General features: G+C 34.7%; 19 protein-coding genes. 8 read left to right on the top strand and 11 right to left on the bottom strand.

The features are described from left to right. Window positions 1-2: 2 nt before the first annotated feature. From TYM08_RS01020 to TYM08_RS01010, 3 genes are all read right to left on the bottom strand, one after another. Window positions 3-2,651: a DUF2339 domain-containing protein gene (locus TYM08_RS01020; RefSeq protein WP_422381117.1), complete on the bottom strand. Its 2,649-nt coding sequence runs from the start codon at window positions 2,649-2,651 to the stop codon at window positions 3-5. A 79-nt stretch (window positions 2,652-2,730) separates the two neighbouring features. Then, entirely contained in the window at window positions 2,731-3,255 is a 525-nt protein-coding gene (locus TYM08_RS01015; RefSeq protein WP_422381116.1) for a hypothetical protein, read from the bottom strand. Window positions 3,256-3,547: 292 nt separating this feature from the next. Then, the gene (locus TYM08_RS01010) at window positions 3,548-4,126 is read right to left on the bottom strand and encodes a superoxide dismutase (RefSeq protein WP_422381115.1); all 579 of its coding nucleotides are present in this window, start codon (window positions 4,124-4,126) and stop codon (window positions 3,548-3,550) included. Window positions 4,127-4,311: 185 nt separating this feature from the next. Between TYM08_RS01010 and TYM08_RS01005 the strand changes: the two genes are divergently transcribed. From TYM08_RS01005 to TYM08_RS00995, 3 genes are all read left to right on the top strand, one after another. Beyond that, on the top strand, window positions 4,312-5,286 hold the full coding sequence (locus TYM08_RS01005) for a hypothetical protein (protein WP_422381114.1): 975 nt from the start codon (window positions 4,312-4,314) through the stop codon (window positions 5,284-5,286). A 115-nt stretch (window positions 5,287-5,401) separates the two neighbouring features. Next, window positions 5,402-5,917: a hypothetical protein gene (locus TYM08_RS01000; protein WP_422381113.1), complete on the top strand. Its 516-nt coding sequence runs from the start codon at window positions 5,402-5,404 to the stop codon at window positions 5,915-5,917. 11 nt (window positions 5,918-5,928) lie between these two features. After that, a complete protein-coding gene (locus TYM08_RS00995) occupies window positions 5,929-6,591 on the top strand; it encodes a GDSL-type esterase/lipase family protein (protein ID WP_422381112.1) in 663 nt (220 codons plus the stop codon). A gap of 46 nt (window positions 6,592-6,637) precedes the next feature. Here TYM08_RS00995 and TYM08_RS00990 read toward each other — a convergent pair whose 3' ends face one another. The 5 genes from TYM08_RS00990 to TYM08_RS00970 all read right to left on the bottom strand — a co-directional run bounded on the left by TYM08_RS00990 (window position 6,638) and on the right by TYM08_RS00970 (window position 9,290). Next, the gene (locus tag TYM08_RS00990) at window positions 6,638-6,850 is read right to left on the bottom strand and encodes a hypothetical protein (protein ID WP_422381111.1); all 213 of its coding nucleotides are present in this window, start codon (window positions 6,848-6,850) and stop codon (window positions 6,638-6,640) included. Then, window positions 6,847-7,056 (bottom strand): DUF4177 domain-containing protein, encoded by a 210-nt coding sequence (locus tag TYM08_RS00985; protein WP_422381110.1) that lies wholly within the window; start codon window positions 7,054-7,056, stop codon window positions 6,847-6,849. The genes TYM08_RS00990 and TYM08_RS00985 overlap by 4 nt, the downstream gene beginning before the upstream one ends. A gap of 133 nt (window positions 7,057-7,189) precedes the next feature. Then, window positions 7,190-8,152: a DUF3549 family protein gene (locus TYM08_RS00980; RefSeq protein ID WP_422381109.1), complete on the bottom strand. Its 963-nt coding sequence runs from the start codon at window positions 8,150-8,152 to the stop codon at window positions 7,190-7,192. A 25-nt stretch (window positions 8,153-8,177) separates the two neighbouring features. After that, window positions 8,178-8,525 (bottom strand): TIGR01244 family sulfur transferase, encoded by a 348-nt coding sequence (locus TYM08_RS00975; RefSeq protein ID WP_422381108.1) that lies wholly within the window; start codon window positions 8,523-8,525, stop codon window positions 8,178-8,180. A 141-nt stretch (window positions 8,526-8,666) separates the two neighbouring features. Beyond that, window positions 8,667-9,290 (bottom strand): peroxiredoxin, encoded by a 624-nt coding sequence (locus tag TYM08_RS00970; protein WP_422381107.1) that lies wholly within the window; start codon window positions 9,288-9,290, stop codon window positions 8,667-8,669. Between the two features lie 281 nt (window positions 9,291-9,571). On the opposite strand from TYM08_RS00970, the gene TYM08_RS00965 reads away from it, so the two are divergent. Further along, window positions 9,572-11,701 (top strand): hypothetical protein, encoded by a 2,130-nt coding sequence (locus TYM08_RS00965; protein ID WP_422381106.1) that lies wholly within the window; start codon window positions 9,572-9,574, stop codon window positions 11,699-11,701. Between the two features lie 82 nt (window positions 11,702-11,783). Here TYM08_RS00965 and TYM08_RS00960 read toward each other — a convergent pair whose 3' ends face one another. Further along, window positions 11,784-13,208 (bottom strand): GGDEF domain-containing protein, encoded by a 1,425-nt coding sequence (locus tag TYM08_RS00960; protein ID WP_422381105.1) that lies wholly within the window; start codon window positions 13,206-13,208, stop codon window positions 11,784-11,786. A 448-nt stretch (window positions 13,209-13,656) separates the two neighbouring features. Beyond that, window positions 13,657-13,791, bottom strand: coding sequence for a hypothetical protein (locus TYM08_RS00955; RefSeq protein ID WP_422381104.1), 135 nt, complete (start codon window positions 13,789-13,791; stop codon window positions 13,657-13,659). Between the two features lie 496 nt (window positions 13,792-14,287). Between TYM08_RS00955 and TYM08_RS00950 the strand changes: the two genes are divergently transcribed. The 3 genes from TYM08_RS00950 (at window position 14,288) to TYM08_RS00940 (ending at window position 18,010) form a co-directional block, all read left to right on the top strand. Next, window positions 14,288-14,689, top strand: coding sequence for a BlaI/MecI/CopY family transcriptional regulator (locus tag TYM08_RS00950; RefSeq protein ID WP_422381103.1), 402 nt, complete (start codon window positions 14,288-14,290; stop codon window positions 14,687-14,689). A gap of 5 nt (window positions 14,690-14,694) precedes the next feature. After that, window positions 14,695-15,894 carry a M56 family metallopeptidase gene (locus TYM08_RS00945; protein ID WP_422381102.1) on the top strand — a complete coding sequence of 400 codons (1,200 nt, stop codon included), beginning with the start codon at window positions 14,695-14,697 and terminating at the stop codon, window positions 15,892-15,894. Window positions 15,895-16,063: 169 nt separating this feature from the next. After that, window positions 16,064-18,010 (top strand): DUF4344 domain-containing metallopeptidase, encoded by a 1,947-nt coding sequence (locus TYM08_RS00940; protein ID WP_422381101.1) that lies wholly within the window; start codon window positions 16,064-16,066, stop codon window positions 18,008-18,010. An 86-nt stretch (window positions 18,011-18,096) separates the two neighbouring features. Here the strand turns inward: TYM08_RS00940 and arfA are convergent, their stop codons facing one another. Beyond that, the gene (gene arfA, locus TYM08_RS00935; RefSeq protein WP_422381100.1) at window positions 18,097-18,291 is read right to left on the bottom strand and encodes an alternative ribosome rescue factor ArfA; all 195 of its coding nucleotides are present in this window, start codon (window positions 18,289-18,291) and stop codon (window positions 18,097-18,099) included. Between the two features lie 353 nt (window positions 18,292-18,644). Between arfA and TYM08_RS00930 the strand changes: the two genes are divergently transcribed. Further along, window positions 18,645-19,298, top strand: coding sequence for a hypothetical protein (locus tag TYM08_RS00930; protein ID WP_422381099.1), 654 nt, complete (start codon window positions 18,645-18,647; stop codon window positions 19,296-19,298). Window positions 19,299-19,306 lie beyond the last annotated feature (8 nt).

The following is a 19,306-nucleotide window of genomic DNA, read 5'->3' as shown; positions in this document are numbered from 1 at the left end:
ATTCAAACTTTTATTAAAATCTCACCCTGTTCTTCCAATATTTTTTCGTTTTTGTTTTTGATCCATTGATGTAAATACGCCATAGATAACAAACTGATTCCCAGCCCCATAAACGAAACGATTCGCCAAAGTCCAGTTAAGTCTGCCATATCCATTAGAAATATTTTCAACATCACAACGGCAATTAACGTCATTCCTGTTGTGTATATTTTTTCAATATTTCGGATCACCCCCACTATAAAAATACTTAATGCAAATAACATCCAAACGGTTGAATAAGTATAAATTTCTCCAAACAATAATGGATCATATAAATTAAGTTGTTTGTGCCAAATATGTCGTATTTGTAAATTAATTAATACAAATACACTCACAGACGTTGCAAAATAAATCACCACTTTTGGAATGACATGAATGTATTTACCCGCCAGCCAAAACAAAAATATTGGCAAGCCAAAGCCCATTAACAACCAATTTAGAATAGGAAATTTTCCAATACCATCTTCAACCAACAATGGATTTAATAACGACACCACAAAAGCAAAATTAACTAAAGCAATACTCATTAATACCACAGAGATTGTTTTATAAATATGATACAGCTGACGTGCAAAAGGTAACCTTGATCGATACATCAAACCCAGAGCAGCAAATAAATTGGTATTCATTGCCGCTTCAATAAAGCCATATTGCAAATCAAATATTTGCCCTGGTGGATAAATCCAATAGCGAATTTCAATATTAATAAATAACACAAATACATGTATTGCACTGACTTCTAACCAACGCTTAAGTGTATAGTCGTGACTAATGATACTTGCCCAAATAATCATTAAAAAACATCCCCCATAGGTCCATAACGACCAATGGGTGTCAGTACCATATGAGAATATCCAAGGACTGAATGTTAAACGACTGATGACGATGGCTAATAAAATTTTGATAAAGATTGGAATGTATTCAAGTTTGCGCCATCGATTTAACATCACTAACACAATAATTTGCATGGCCAATGCCATGGTTAATGACGCCTGTTTAAAGGCAATTACCGCAGCTAAACTAAATGCACAATGCGCAGCTATTACTAACCACACTGTCGCAATGGATTCGCTTTTTTTCGATAATTGCCACAACGCACAAATGGCATAAATTAATCCCAATGAAAATGAAGTTAACGACCAATAATAACTGCCATGTATCACTGAAAATTTTAAATATCCAATTGCCAAACACAGCACAGGCGCCATTAATGCTAATGATATAATCAATCCTTGCTCGCCCAATCGTTGTCGATTTTCATCTTTACAGACTAATGAATAATTATAAATTGAAAAACAAAAGAATAAGACAGCAAGCAAACATACAAATTGTCCAATATATTCTAACTGCATCGATGGCATATTTAATATTTGCTGTGCCAAATTATGCGAATCGGTTTGCATAAAAAATATCGCGACTAGAAAACTAATTAACACAAACCAAGGTAACATTCGAAGTGAAGTATTAAAACGCGCCACCCAAAACATCAACATAATAAACGGCATCCAATTTAATACCGCATATTCCCACATAGGGTGATAATTAAACGAGATCACCTGTGCAATACTAATTAATACCATACTGCCAATGAGCGAGCCTTGCATTGGGCTACGATGAAATAATTTTTGCCAAAAACTTAAATGATGATTTTCTTCTACAAATACTGACCAACTTTTAATCAATAGATAATTTTTACTGCGCACACTTAAAAATAAATACGCTACTATCGTTAAATAACTGCTATGCCATATGTAATCTGAAGTTTTCATAAGCATTGAAATGCCCCACCACATTAATGCACCAATCAATGTGATCCACCATATCCATGGCTTAAACATCTGTCGCATTAACACTAATGCGCAACTTGATACCGCTAAACAATATATCAAGATCAACGTTAAATCTTTTGAATTACCTCCAACAATTGCAGGCACCAAAAATGATCCAGCAATTCCCATAAACGCTAACAACGTACCGTGCCAATGAGACATATACATGGTAAATAAACTGACGACAGCCATTGTGCTAAATAGAATAATAAATAACGGATCTTGTTGAGATTGGGTATATAAATGCAGTGTCGATAACAATGCAAAATAAATCAAAATACTACCACTTAACGCAAGCGCCGAAACCGCTTGGTACTTTCCTCGGCTATTTCTTCTTAAAACTTCCGCAATTAAGTGAAATACACCACCCATCAAAAATGCACAAACAATACCGAGATCTCGGGTTAACACACCTGCTTCTACGGAATAACGCACTAAAAATCCACCGGCTAAAGTAATGCTAAGCACACCAAACCAAATCATCCAGGTTTCTAAAATTAAAGCGATTCTCGGTGTGGATTTCACTGAACTGGGCAGTTCTAAAATAGGGGTTTGGGCTAAATCATCAATTAATGGATTATCCGTAATCCTTTCTTGCTCACCATTAACTACGGCAATTAGAGATTGGTTTTCTTTGCTTAATGTGTCTACTTCCTTTTTTAACTGTACGATCGTTTTTCGACTTTTCAGTGATACAAAAAACGAGACACCTCCTAAAATTGATCCAACCAACAAAATGGCCAGAGCAATAAAAATAGCGATAAAAGAAAGCAGACTTAACATAATTGAGTACTTAGTAATAATTAATAAAGTGATAAGTGCAAAGTAACTTTAATTAATACTAAATACAAGGGACGGCTGATTAGCTGTCCATCACCGCGTCATACGCTTCATCTAACGCTTTTTCAATATCGTATCCGTTAAGCATAAAACGAACGGCAATATCACGTAATTTTGACATCGCTTTAACCGTTAATGAAGGGTATTCATCATGATGGGCTTTAAAATAAGCAACAATTTCACGGGTGTAATGCTTAGCTAGTAATTCCTTATCTTCAACTGATGAGGTTACTGTATTTAGCAGTTTATTTTGTTTTAAATTAATCGCACTGATAAATTGATGTTTTTCAGAGATAGCTTGCTCAAATCCAATATCGCTTAACAACGCCAACGTTTCATAACCCACTTCATCGGCATCATGTTGCTCCAAAACCGATTCAATTGCTGGTTTTTCTTCTGAGTTTTTCGCTCTAATTTCAAGCTTAGTCATTAAATCATCAAGATCTAATGGCTTATCATTGATAAGCTGAAAACTTTCAATGAACACGTAATTAACGTCATCTTTTTGATAGGTAAATTGTACAATCTGATAATTGGAATTTTTCATAAATCTCACCTGTAACAACACTTGTAAAATGTCATGCAACAAATAAAAATCCGAAGTACTCACTTCGGTAAAGATACCCTCAAAATTGATTTATTGAGGAAGGTTTTAGGCAAATTTAAAATGGAAACTCGTAAAACACAAGAGAATTTTTAAACAAAAAACAATTGATTACTTAACGCACAAATTTGCAGTATCAAAATCGTTTCTTATTTGAGCAATTCATAAAAAAACCCCAAATTAACATTACTCTAAAGCAAGCAAAGTTGGGGTTTTTAACGAACTAAAACGTAGATTATGCGAAGTTTGCGTTAGCAAATTCCCAGTTAACCAAGTTCCAGAATCCTGCTAAATAATCAGGACGTACGTTACGGTAATCGATGTAGTACGCGTGCTCCCATAAATCAACAGTCAAAATTGAAGTTTGACCTTCAGTTAATGGGCAGCCAGCATTAGAAGTATTTACGATTTCTAATGAACCATCTGCGTTTTTAACTAACCAAGTCCAGCTAGAACCGAAGTTGTTAACTGCTTTGTCGTTTAATGCTGCTTTGAATTCTTCAAAAGAACCCCATTTTGCATTGATTGCGTCTGCAATTGCACCTGTTGGAGCGCCGCCGCCGTTAGGGCTTAAACAGTTCCAGTAGAACGTGTGGTTCCAGATTTGCGCTGCGTTATTGAATACTGGGCCTGAAGCAGTTTTGATGATGTCTTCTAGAGACTTACCTTCAAATTCAGAACCTGGTAACAAACCGTTAAGTTTTACAACGTATGTGTTGTGGTGTTTACCGTGGTGAAATTCTAAAGTTTCTTTTGAGATATGTGGCTCTAATGCGTCAATCGCATATGGCAATGCTGGTAATTCAAATGACATTGGGTCGATTCCTGTATTGAGGGTTTGAGAGAATTATTCACTTTACACAATCAATTTGCATCGAATGTGCTGGAGTTCTTATAATCAGCCCTATTTATAGGTATAACTCGCAAAATTTCAAGCTTCATTTGCGTATTTGGCCAATAAAATTATAATTCAAAGCTGTTTTTACATAAGGTATTAGTATGAACGATCAATTAGACCCAACAATTAATCGCATTACTGCAGAGCGCGATGACCCTGCTAGAAAAATGCAAGAGCGTCGCATGGAAAAAGAGCGCCGCAAAACATACAAAAATCCGACGCCGCCGCCAACGGGCGAACGCCGGCAAAAAGATCGTCGGGCTCAACCGCCACAATCGGTTAAATCTGGCTCAGGCATGCTAAGTAAACTGACTTTTGTGCTTTTATTAGGAGCTTGTGGTGGAGCCGGTTACGCCTATTATCAACAGAATTTATTGGTCACGAATTTAAGTGAAACCAATCAGGCGATCAACTTGCGTATTCAAGAATTAGAAACACAATTACGTGCTTCAGACACATTATTAGAACAGACTGAAAATGTCGCCAGCACAACAGTGAATTTAACCAAAACTGAAATTCGCCGTTTATGGGAAAGTTCGCAACAAAATAAAACCAAAACCGAAAGCATTGACAGCTCTGTAGAATCGTTAAAATCGTCATTAAATAAAATGAATGCGCAAATTAAAACCTTAACCGATAATGATGCCGCATTAACTCAAAAAGACAGCAGCATCAATTGGCTGGCAAACCAAGCAAAAAAACAAGCGGATGACACAGAAGCTAAAATCACAAATATCGATAAACAAATTCAATCATTAAATACACTGTCTAAAAAGTTAGGACAAATTGATGTATTAAGTGAAAAAGTATCGATCATTGATGAACTTGAAGCCGCAATTGGCGCCATCAAACCCAGCGATACATCAGCAATTGAAAACACACAAGGTAAAATCATAAACGCCCAAAATCAATTGTTATCCTCTCAAACTGCCCTTGCAAATGAGCAAGCTGTTATCAAATCAGCTGTTGAATTAATTGCTGAGCGCATCACTAATATTGAATTGGCCATTGATGTAATTGATGATCATCGAATGCGCATGCAACAAGATTTAGGGAATTTGAAACAAACCCCATAAAATCATGTCATACTAACCAAACCATGATAAAGCGGTCATAATTAATGACTGCTTTTTTGTTTATTACATTTAAGTTCTTGTATTTACCATCCTTATTATTGGTTATTAGTTAAATATGAATATTCTCAAATTATCCCTTTTTAGTGTTTTTCTGTTTGCTGCGATATCTTGCCAAGTACAAGAAAACAAAGACACACAATCCAAACCATTTAATCCAGTTTATGACCCCGCTCCTGCTGCCAACAGTTTTGAATCATTATTGCATCATTCTGGTTTTTCTCAATTGCATTTAATGATACAACGCGAAGGCGAAAAAATGCTATGCGCTCAACCTGCTTACCAAGTATGTTTTGATGTATCCAAAGAAATGTGTGAAATCGAAACCAAACAATGGGTTTTTTCATGCCTGTCCGATGCAAACTATAAAGTCCCAACCGTTTATGACAAAGTCACACGAGGACAATTTATGGGAGCATACGGCGCTTGTATGATTAACAATCACGCATTTAGACGAGCAGACGAAATAGAAGAAGTTTCAAAATGTATGGTCAACGCACCGTTAGATGAAGAGCTCGCCATTAAAGCATTAGTGGAAGGAAAAAGACTGTATCAACCCTCTGGAAATAACTAAATATTAAACATATGACTGAACCATTTAATATCCAAGTGCCAGCACCAAGAACCGTGGAATACGATTGGATGAGCATTCAAACTTGGCACAATCTGAACAATCAACAACTTCAAACGGCCAAAAATCAGGCAGATATAAATTATATATTTGCAGGTGACTCCATTACACAAGCGTGGCCTGAATCCATTTGGCAAACACACTTCGCGCCTCTAAAAAGCTTGAACCTTGGTATTGGCGGCGACCAAACACAAAATTTATTATGGCGACTGCAGCAGCCAGAAATTTTAGCCTTAACACCAAAATTTTTTGTGCTTTTAATTGGCACGAATAATTTAGGTCACGCTAATCATAATGCCTTGCAAACTGCCAATGGCATCAATATTGTAGTTGAGTACATCTTAAACAACTTTAATGATTGTCATATATTTTTACACAATATTTTTCCGGCCGATGCTTCACCACATTCACAAAAACGCCAACAGATTATTGAAGCAAACCAACAACTCAAACAATCCGTAAATGAAAATTCACGGATCACCTATCTTGAATTTTTTGATATATTTTTAAATAATAAACAAGAAATAGAATCAGAAATTATGGAAGATTATTTACATTTAACGCAAAAAGGTTATCAACTGTGGTGCAATAATTTACTCAAATACATTAAACAATAAGCAAAAAAAAGCCCTGTAAAAACAGGGCCATTACAATAGTAAATACTCAACCAATATAGTGGTCTTTTTTTAATTGATCGTCTTCTAAATACTCGCGCCTCACTAATACAATGGCAATAGTAATTAAAAATAACGCAACAAAACTGATCATGACACGTATAAAGACAGCTACATCCATCGGTTGAAACCAAACTTGAACCAACGCAATTAATACCGCTATTACAAATAATGCCAAACAAATGATAGAACCTATTTTCATTGTTCACGCCCCATAACCACTACATACGCTTCTCGCTTCCAAAACAACAGCATTCGTCTGATGTCTTTTTCCATTGTTTGAACTCGCCAGCCTTGAGCAGCATTAAGATTCAAAAATTCAGAAAATTTTATTGGATTAACTTTAGCTGCACCTAAAATCAGCGAACCGAGCATTCCCTCTTGATAAATAACGACTTTATATTCCATGTTATCACCTTAGAAATTCAATATTAAAATTTGAGGAATCCATGTTTTCACACCCTCTCAAAATATTTCAGTCATTTAAATATTTGACTGAGAACAAATTTTACATGAAGTAAACCAATATTTACAGCTAAAATCATTGCATTGGTACACGTAGCGCTCTTACCACCAAAGCGCGTAGTTTTTCTATTCTAGCTAGATCTTTGGCAATAATATCAATTGTGTCAATATTTGAGTTTTGAGCTAATTTATGGAATAAATTGATCATCACAATATCATCATCCAGCCCAAGATAAGCTCGGGTGGCTATTGCAAGCAAACACTCTAAATGTAAATCTTGATGGGTATTAACCAAATCATGAATCCATTGTTTTACTTTGTTATTATTCGCCGTTTTACTCACTGCACGAATCACATGACTGAATAATTCAAATTCATCCAATTCAACTACGTTAATTAATTGCTTTGAAAACTGAGGATCATCATTTACATGTTCTAGACACGCAAGAAAACATAACTGCGCAGGTTTCGCATATTGATTAAATTTACTCACAACGATTTTTTTATCGGCATCGGTTAAACGCCAAACTAATTCACCCACCCCTTGGACACCAATGGTTTGCCAATTTTCATTTTGATCCGTTAAAAAATATTTGGAGGTTGCCTCGTAATACTTAGAAACTGACTGTCCTAAAATCATTGAAGCTTTAGCATGAAAACACGCCTGCATGATTTCATTAGGTTTAAAATGAAACGGATGATCTTGTAATAAACGTCGACGCTCTTCATCATCTTTTGTCATCAATGATGTTACAACACGCTCTAAACAACTTTGTTGTTCAGCAATATTCACAACATTACGCTCATCTAGCCCCCATTTAAATAACCAAATACTGTGTTTTTCTGGATATTGTGGCTGCCAGGTTAAAATCGCAATATGCGCACTGTCTTTATAAGGGAACGGATAAGCAATCTCACCGGTTTCGATTTTATAGAAATCATCAGCATCCAAATGCTGAAATTGACGACCTAAATCAAACACCTCAATATGCGTTTGTGCCATTTGGTATAATTGAGAAAACGTGGTGATATTATCCATTTTGACTGCCCGACCTTTTAGTTTGTTATTGCTGCGATGCGATTTTTTGTTGTAACGCCTGATACATAATACTTGAGCGATTACCGCTGCGACAATATGAAAACACCTTGCCTTGGTTTTTTTCTAAAAACCCTTCAAGCTCATCTAATTGCTCGTGTGTCATCATAGGACCAGTCATCGGCAAATGAATAAACGCCAAGCCCGCTTTAGCCGCCTCATCTTCAATTTGCTTTGCCGTAGGTTGACCTTCATCTTCCCCATCAGGGCGATTACACACAACCGCAACAAAATCAGAGTCTTTAAGCTCAGTTATATCAGAAGGAAGGATTTGAGGGCTGACTGCGTAGTGATCAGCAATATAAGTTAAATTCATAACAAAAATCTCGTATAAAAAATTGGCGCAATTATATCACGCAGATAAAAAAAAGCCCGAGCCAATTAAATGGCTCGGGCTTAGGCTGCTGGTCTGTTTTGATTATTATTTGAACTCAGCTACCTTTTCTAACGATTTATATTATAAATCGCCTGCGTGATCTTTTAAGTAAGCTGCAACGCCTTCAACACCAGGAGTCATAGCCGCTTTACCTTTGTTCCAACCTGCTGGGCAAACTTGACCGTTTTCTTTGAAGAACTGGTAGCCTTCAACGATACGGATTAACTCATCCATGTTACGGCCGATTGGCTCGTCGTTTACAACCTGTGAACGCACGATACCGTCTTGGTCGATAACAAAAGATGCGCGCATTGCAGTACCCGCTGGGTAACCAGACTCGTCATCACCTGTTAAGATGCCGTAGTTTTGAGCGATTGTGTGATCTAAATCAGCAGCAAGTGTGTACTTAACTGGACCGATGCCGCCTTCATTGATTGGTGTGTTTTTCCAAGCATTGTGAGTGAAATGAGAATCGATAGAAACACCGATCACTTCAACGCCCAATTTCTTGAATTCTTCCATACGAACGTCCATAGCAATAAGCTCTGAAGGACATACAAAAGTGAAATCTAAAGGGTAGAAAAATACGATTGCGTATTTACCTTTAATAGTAGAAGCAAGGTTAAAATCTCCTACTAATTCGCCGTTACCTAATGCTGCAGGACATGTAAAATCTGGTGCTTTTTTACCAACTAAAATGCTCATAATGAACTCCTAAATTAAGGGAAATGTGCGTCAAAACGAGGATGTTTGACACATAGAAAAATCGGTTACCAATATAGTGGTATTTTAATAATTCTCAAGGTCTAATTTTTAAAAGTTGGGATTTTTAAACATTAGGATGATTATTGATCGAATTAGAACCCATACTGGCTAGCACCTCAAAACTACTGAATAATTACAAATCAGCCTCAGCTCATATTTTGATTAAAACCATGCAATGCTATACTGCCGCTTATTTGATCACACACCTAGGGAAGTTCACTTTGTTAAAGCCAATACTCATATCCATTTTAATACTCGCTACCTTCCAGTCGTGTTTTGAAAACGAAAAGACAACTGAAAACCAAGCAGAAGATAAGGTTGGACACATAGAAGACAGTGCAACTTCCAGTACAATACTTAAAACACCCGTTAGTCAAAAGGATTACACCGTTGAGATTACCGACGAAAATTATGAAGAAGTGTATGCACTTTCTGGCTGGTATTTAGATAGAAGTCTTCCCCCCACTGCCATTCGAGACAATCACTTAAATACCATACACGGCCACGAAGGTGAGTTTGAAACGTCTACAGAGACTTACCAGTGCCTGAACGATGAAGTATTTACCTATACAACTTACTCGAATTATTCAACCACATCTTTTTTTAAAGCGAATACAAAAGATTGTGAAATTGATTTAGGGCTCATTACACTTAATGTAAGCAATTCACCTACCGAGCACTTAGCCACTTACGAAATAAAAGCAAATGATGGTTTTGATTATTCTTATGAAATCGCTTCAAATGAATTAGGCATTCAAGAAATGTTTTTTGAAACCGATAAAATAGGCAATTTTTTTATCCGTTACGATCGAACTAATGAAGACTTTAGCACTGATATTTTTTATGGCTCGAACAATACACAAATCGAATTTATTGGAAGTAAACTTCAATTACACGACGATCAATGCAGTACTTTCATAAATCACAAAACACGGGTTAATGGCATTGAAAAAGATAATAGTAATATCGAAAGAGTCAATTACTGCCTTACTGAATTTAATTTTGAAGACACCAACACATGGCAGTCCGATAAAAATACATTAGTGTATAAAATTGAAATAACAAGAGACCAAACGCCAATTGAAATATCCATTGTCGCACAAGATATCGCTACCAATGTTGAAGCAAAATTACTTAAGGATCAAGATGAGGCGTTTTTCTTTAATGGGTTTTATGGAGGATTTTATAATGGCACTTATTATCCGAGCACCAAAATTTTAGATACTGGAATCTATTATTTACATGTCCGACACGCACACGTTAAAAATACTATTCCGGATGTATACATTCAAATTCAAGCTCCCGAAAGCAACATCCGTTTTGTTGAAGAAAAAACAATGCATACACTTTCTGTAATAAACGATCAATGGATTGATTCAACAGGGCACGATTTAACATCCGTCAATCATCCGACCTATCGATTTACGGTAACCAAATCGGACAAATACTATTTATCTTTTTCTGCTGACACGAATCGATACTTTTATTTCACTGATGATAAAGGTTATAAACTCGCCACACCCCACCTTCTTCCATCTGACTATTATTTTCAATTTTATAGAGACTTAAATCCTGGTACTTATTACATTACAGTCATGACTGAAAATACAGGGATAAACTTACCATTTAGTTTAACTTTACAATCGTATACTGACTCAGACACCCAACTGATTAAGTCTGAATTACGACCTAACATTGTTGAAATGGATAACCCTAACGGAACCCTTATTGGACCAGAAATAAATACAGACAACTACACGTTAGAAATTAATGAATCCAATTATTCTGAAATTGCTGATTTTTTCACAGCATTAAATAATAAGTTATATTTTTTAATATACGATTACGAATACACTTTTATAAATGAAACCACCAATGATAATAATGATCGAATTATTACTAATAGTTGTGATAATGGCGGAGAATTAATTATCACTCACTCTCAAACCGATCACAGTAATTCTAATACTGACTTTCTGGCCACCAGTGAAACCTGCGGTATTAATAACTCCCCTATTTATATTTCTAGAACATATAAAGATGGCAGGTATAGTGAGCACTATAATTACACTCAATCGGATGGAAACCACTTAAAAGTATCGATCGTCTCTTTAGATATTTATGGTGAGGAAATGTTTATAGAGTCAGAAAAATTAGGAAATTTCTTCGTTCGCGACAATGGTAGCGATGGTATCAATTATTTCGGAAGTAATGGATCAAGTTTATTGACTAGCAACAATCATAGTCATACAATTTCAAATGAACAGTGCCATAACATTACAACTGAAGACTACATTTTAAATGGCGTATCATTCAAAGAAACCCTGAGCGAAGAAACAGGCTGTGATTAAAATAACGCTCAACGTGCACATTATTCATTAATGTGTACGTTTAGGTCCCAATCATCAAAAACCAAACAACCTAAAAATACAATTACTCAACCCGATTACGCCCATTGTCTTTCGCTGTATACAAAGCAGTATCCGCTTGCTCGAACAATTCATCTAACAAATTAATCTTATTCACTAAACCACTACTCACACCAAAACTAGCGCTCACATTGATATTGCCTGATGAGGTTTTAATATCAAGTGCCGAAATCAAATCACATAAATGATTAGCAAATTCACGTGTTTTTTCTAAAGGCATAGATGGGCATAAAATGGAAAATTCTTCACCACCCCACCGGCAAAAACAATCACTTTTACGTATCGAGTTTTTAACAATCAAAGATACATTTATTAATACTTGATCACCCACATCATGCCCATAAGTGTCGTTTATTTTTTTGAAAAAATCCAAATCAAACAAAATTAAAGACAAATCAATCGATTCATTATTATTAAGGATTTGTTTTAAATATTCAGCCATGCCTTTTCGATTATTAAGCCCGGTTAATTCATCACGCATTGACTCTTCTTTATGTAATTTTGAAATTTGAGCCAGCTCACCAGCATAAATAGAAAGCGCCTCCGCTTTTTTGGAATGCAATTTTGATTGCTTTAACACCCTTATTAAATGCCAAGATACAAGAATAAATATCAAAACCAGCCAAAGGCTGATTACAAACATAAACCACGTTTTTTCAGGGATAGTATTTTTGATCATTTCAATTTTTTTCAACTGCATTTTATGCTCACCGTCTTTAGGATTTTCCGATAAATTTAATCCTATCAGCACAACATTAGAAAAATTTGTATATCGATTTTCACGAGAAATATTGTAACGATCTAGCCACCAATGTAAAACCTGCCACTCTTTAGGTTCAATCAAAATTGGGGTATCTGGACCTTCCAATTCGAATGTGCCGATAGGAACGACCGAACTTTTAAGGCTGTCTAAATTATTTTCTATAAAAGAAGTGGGTTCTAAAGTTCGCAAAGTGATTCCGATTTGAGTGGATGGCCCATCGTAATCAACATACACTTTAAATAATTTATAGTCAGATAAATCAAGTCCTTGATAATCGGGAGTGAGCTGAATCTCAATACCACAATAAGGCCACGCAATAGAATGCGTCACATGACATTTAAAGGAATGTTCAGAGCGATCTATCCACCAAGCGTGACTACCACCAACACTTACATCACCTTTTACATCACCTTTTACATCACCTTTTACATCACCTTTTACATCACCTTTTACATCACCTTTTACATCACCATCTACATCTACATCTACATCACCATCAGAAAACAACCAAATATCTTCCACACCATTAGGAAACAACACGTCCACTTTCTCTGGCATCTTCCCATGACTTAATAACAGCAAAAAACACATCACACTTAACACCAGAATTTGCGCATACACAAAAACTAGCTGATGTGAAGATGAGTTTTTATTGGATACAAACATATTCAATCTCAATTGACGTCTAAGCTCTAAATTTATAACAAAAAAACAGATACGTATTAGAGCATAAAGTGAACAATTAAGGTAAAAAAGTATCAAATAATATTTAAGGATCAATAAGCAAAATGCTATTTTTCAATCCAATCAATTTAAGTGCAAATTTATAGTTTATGTCATTCAAAAAAATATTAGCGATTCGGATCGGGTTAAATAAAATGATTCGCATTATCAGTTACACATGATATTAATGGATTCAGATTTTAATCCATTAAATGTTGAACACCGAAGCGGATTAAGTCTGCTATCAACAAACTGAAAATCATGGGTAACAAAATCGATATTTAGAATGTTTAAGAAATTAAGCCTTATATTTGCACTTAAATAGGGAAGTTTATTTAATTATTGTGAATCTAATTTCAACGAGATAAATTTATCTAAATATAATAAAAAATTATAAGTTGTAATATAAAATCGTATTCTCCATTTTATTAGACGATTCAAATTTAATGGTAATTTCATCATCGAAGAAAACTAGATATTCATCAAATAACAGTTGAATATTATTGTGCAACTCAAGTTGCTTCATAAACTTTTCACCTCTATAACCTTTGCACCTCTATAATCTTTGGTTTTATAGCATATACATCACGATTCCTAGACTCGCCAACTTTAAAAATCACTTTCTTTTGTCAGGTTTCAAATATTCCCGCTTTATTCCTATTATTCATTGGTGAGTACATAAAATAAACTAATCCAAATTTCGACTTCATTTCTTGTACAACTAAATTTTTACACTTTTAAATATCCGAACACTCGCCGCTTAAATCATTCGTTGATTCATATTCATTATTTTATTTGATTCATGTGATTCAATATTTTTTATCACTCCATTTTGGTAAGCTATAATAATCAACTGATCATCACTATTTATTTTTGATGTTCATTTTTAAACCGAGCATTAACCTCATCGTTAGGAAAATATTAAAATAGACCCACTAAAATAAAAAGTAAAACTAAAAAATTAGTTGATTATAAAAATACTATCGCTATACTCAACAAAACATTCAAATTTAAGACTTCACATGGCAAGAACAAAATCAGATTTTTTAACACCCAGTGAACGCATGATTATGGATGTGCTTTGGGAACACGGTGCATTATCAACAAAAGCGATACATGAAAGATTAAACGAAGAGCGAGACGATTCTGATCAACACGCTTACACCACCATTCAAACTATGTGTAAGATTCTTGCGCAAAAAGAATACGCAATCGCTGAGAAACAAGGTCGCGCTTTTATTTATTCAGCCGTTGTCAGCAAAGATGATGCACGAAAAACAGTTTTAAAATCCATGTTGCAACAGTTCTTTGGTGGATCATCAAAATCGTTAGCACAACATTTATTAAATGAAAACGAAATTAATTTTGATGATTTAGAAGACATTAAAAAAGAATTAAAAAATAAAAAGAAAGATGCCAAGTAATTACTATGAATATTGAAACGCTTGTTTTCAACACTATTTGGCAACACTTAATTATTAGCGGGTTATTAGTCGGGTTGTTAGTTTTGGCATTTAAGTGGTTAACGGTAAATGCTGAAATACGCTCTTGGGTTTGGCTAAGCTCTATTTTAGCTTTAATGGTTGCGCCTGCATTTTTAATTATTTTAAATAATAATCTCGACAATATTCATAATTCAACAATCCCTAATTCAACAACCCCTAATTCAACAACCCCCACCCTAACAGTCATGTCAGATTTATCCCCTGATGACAATTTAAAAACCAGTATCGATGTCAATTCAACAAGCTACTTTAACAACCCCATTCAACTTATTCTTAATGACCCTTATTTAAACAACAGTCAAAATATAAATCCTAACTGGCTTGTTAATCTAACCAATTTCACTCTACTCATTATGCCTTTTATTATCAGCCTATTAATTATGGTTAGCCTATTAAAACTGATCTGTTTAATAAGTCTGTGTGTAGTTGAATATCAAATAAAATTAAAAGCCACTGAAAAAATTCGTGACAACATATACTACTCAGGCGATGTCTATGTACCATCATTAGTGGGTTTAATAAACTGCAAAATACTATTACCGATTAGTTTCAAAAAATTATCGCAAAAAAACCAAGAATTTATCATTGCCCATGAACAAGCCCACCTAAAAAGAAACGATCAGTTAACCAGCTTTGTTATCCGCTTAATTGATTGTGTTATTTGGTTCAGTCCGTTGTTTTATGTGATGAATAATCAATTGAAGCACGTTCGTGAAATTGCCTGCGACCAGCGAGCGATTAAAGCAATCAACAAAACAAATAACCAACAAAATATAGAAAGTTCAATAGAAATAGACTACGCAACCATGCTTGTAGATAGTGTAAAGTTATTTTTAATTGATAAGCAACAAGGGGGTTTTATGAACCTGCTGAGCAGAAAAGGATTTTTTAAAAGTCGGATCAATGAAGTGGTAAGAGAAAATAACGACAGTCACAATAAGAATTTATTTTTATCTACTATAAGCTGTTTCATATTATTGATATCTACCTGCGTATTTGCCAATAACGCACTTAATGACAATGTAATTGTACAAAGTATTGATGACATCATTAACGATGAAAATATTAAAAAAGATATGGAAGTCATTAATGATTTCATAAATTTGATGAATCAAGACATCTAAAAAATTTCAACTCAACTCCTTTAAAACTAAATTATTAGTTGACAGAAAACCAACGACACCTATAATCAACTAATAAATTAGTTTAAAGATTCAAACATCTGATCAGTGATTGAATCCATAGAAAGAACCAAACCAATTAGCCAATACACAAATTAAAGGTTTAAAGTTTATGAAATATTTAGAAAGCACATTACCACGCTGGATTTCAGTTAGCTGCTTGATAGTAATAGCATTCATCACAACGTCTACTTACTTGATCGCAGATAACTCAGAGAACAACTTAGTTTGTAACCCTGACTTTAATATTCCCAATCAAGTATCAGATAAATTATCCAACGCATTAACTTTGGGCTTAGAAAAAGACTCAACTAAAGTTCATGAGTTTTTAAATAATGCACGTTCTGAAAATTTATATACAACAGGCAATGAGCTTGTCGAAGCCGCTGCAAAAGAATTTAATATTGATGAAGGCCTGCTTTTTGAGACGGTTGAAAAATTTAAATTCATAAACTGTAAAACATCGGATATTTACAAACATTATCATAACGAGAATACTTCAAATAACCATTCAGAAAGTGACAACATCCCAGAAAACAATTTAGAGCATAACTCATCATGTAATCCCAACTTAAATAGTACAGGACAAATGTCTGATATTGTTTCAAATGCATTAACTTTGGGATTAGAAAAAGACTCAACTAACGTTCGTGATTTTTTAAATAAAGCACGAGTTGACTCATTATTTAAAACAGGTAATGAATTAGCCCTTGCAGCGGCTAAAGAATTTGATATCGACGGAAATTTATTTTTTGAGACAATTGAAAAATATAAATACATAAATTGTCCTACTTCAGATATTTACAAATCCCATCACAACGAATCACCTACTTGCAAAATCAATTTAAATAACCCTGGCAAAATGTCCGACATCGTATCCAATGCTTTAATGCGCGGTTTAGATAAAGAAGAAAGTAAAGTTCGTAAATTTTTAGATAATGCTTATGAACAAGGCACATACCAAACAGGTACTGAACTTGCCATTGCTGCGGCTAATGAATTCAATGTTGAGGAAGGATTGCTTTTTGAACAAATAGAAAAATACAAATACACAAATTGCCCTTCTGCTTCAAAAAATTCCGTAAACACAGCGAAGGTTAAAAACACAAAATCATGTGAAGTCGATCTTACCAAAACAGGTAAAATGTCAGACATTGTATCCAACGCATTAACTCGTGGACTTGGCGTAAATGAAAAGAACGTACGCACTTATTTAGAGGCCGCTTATAAAAATGAAACATTCAAAACAGGTTACGAGCTTGCCTCATCTGCAGCAATAGAGTTTGATATTGACAAACAAACCTTATTTGAAATGATTAATTCATACAAATATATAAACTGTTGGAATAATTCAAACTCCGCATTGGGTGATTCACAGATGTCTGAATTTTCTCAACACGTTGTCACTCACGTGGTTCTGCATGAATTAGGACACGCACTGCTTCGTGAATTTGGCTTACCCACTTTAGGTAACGAAGAAACATTAGCCGATGCGTTTGCTACGCATTATTTAGTGACTCAACTTCCAGATGAAGCGTTGTCCGTTTTAAAAGCGCGTATACAATCTCTGATGATTGAAGCTCAAGAAAAGCCAAGAGAGAACTGGACAGTAAAAGGGGAACATAATTCAGATGCACGACGCGCTTATCAAATTACGGCCCTTGCTATCGCCTTTGATCAACACAAATACGCCTCCTTAGCGCCTTTAGTTGATATGAGTCAATCAAACATAAATAAAGCAACGGATTATGGCAGTGAAGTGCATAGTTCATGGGCGAGAATTTTAGAGCCTCTTTGGGCAACTAAAAATAATCAAGAAAACAAAGTAAATGTTATTTCTAAATATTCATTGTTTTCTAAAACATTACAAACAAGCCACTTAGAACAATTATTCTATACTATTTACCAATCTTTTGATTGGCCACAAACAGTCACTTTACACTTTGCAGGTGGCGAAGGTAGCGCTGGTTGGAGTCGATCTACACGCACAGTTACGCTCCATGATCAATATATTGCTAGATTTAATCGTCAAGGTAATCAACTTGGTTTTAATTATTAATAGATCAATTTGTACTTGTAATAAAAAAGGCCACGAGATCGTGGCCTTTGTATTTTATAAAAGCATTATTTAATAGTGTCTGAGAATCAAACCAATATTAAATAAGACTCTCGTCCTATTTTTTTAGCTTTGCGCTGATACGCACCTTTGCCTTTTTTAGCTTTCACGACCTGCATTTTATATAACTTAGAGGTGACTAGTGCCGCTAAAAAGTTATGCTTGATTTTACCTCTACCTAAATCGGATTCATGTTCATGGATTTTATTACGTTTCTTGCTCATATGTTTCTCATTATATTGATTGATGCATTACACAATGCCTATTTATTATACTATTTAATGTAGAAAAAGTACGCTCAATGATGATTTACTTTACGACCTGACTAACTCCACTTTTCCATAACAATCAGTGAGCACGATTATTTTGGACTTAAATCGAACATAAACCACCTCATCTGGCTTAATTTCGCAATTCTTAGCTTCAATGCACTTGTTTATAAAATGTGAATTAAGTTCCATTGAATATTTCAAGAAACTAACTGCGTCTGTTTTTCAGACATTAAATTTGCTATTTACCTTTCATTTCGATTTAATTCGCACCAACAAATTCCATAGCTTACGATGAGGATATCAATATGAAGCTAACCAACCTAAGGATGCTAATAACCGGCATATTCACCACTCCCGTACTTGTCTCTTGTATATATTCATATGAACCATATGAAGCAACACCGTATGAACCACAGTTTAGTAGCATTGACGAATATACTTATTGCTTTGATGATCAATACGAAAAAGAATTTGATACTCTCCCATACGATTACATAGATGATTACACCTGTGTTGAACCTGTGTATTTAAATCTTACTGTTTTACGTGATGTGGTGGGGGTTGATATGACCACACCGAAACAAATTGAAAAAGCAGGCAAGCTTTATGGTTATTCAAATCATTTATTTACCGTTGACGAGTTAAATGGCATCGGTATTTGGGAATTAAACTATAAACAAACGACACAAATTGGATATTTAAGTATTCCAGGCGTGACTAATTTATCCATTCGTAATGATGTTTTATTTGCGAATAGCTTTATGGATTTAGTAAAAGTTGATTTACTAGATTTCAATAAAGCGCCGACAAGATTAAAAGATGTGTTTGAATACGATATGTTTGAGGCAAACCGATTATTACCCGTTAATACTTATTTTTATGAAAGTGATATGAATGTAACCAACGGCATAATAATTGGCTATAAAGAAACCGATTCAGTAGATACTATTTTATTTTAAGGAATAAT

The sequence above is a fragment of the Marinicellulosiphila megalodicopiae genome (genome assembly GCF_045862395.1).
Taxonomy (GTDB): Bacteria; Pseudomonadota; Gammaproteobacteria; order Pseudomonadales; family Natronospirillaceae; genus Marinicellulosiphila; species Marinicellulosiphila megalodicopiae.
This window is presented reverse-complemented; position numbering and strand designations above follow the sequence as displayed.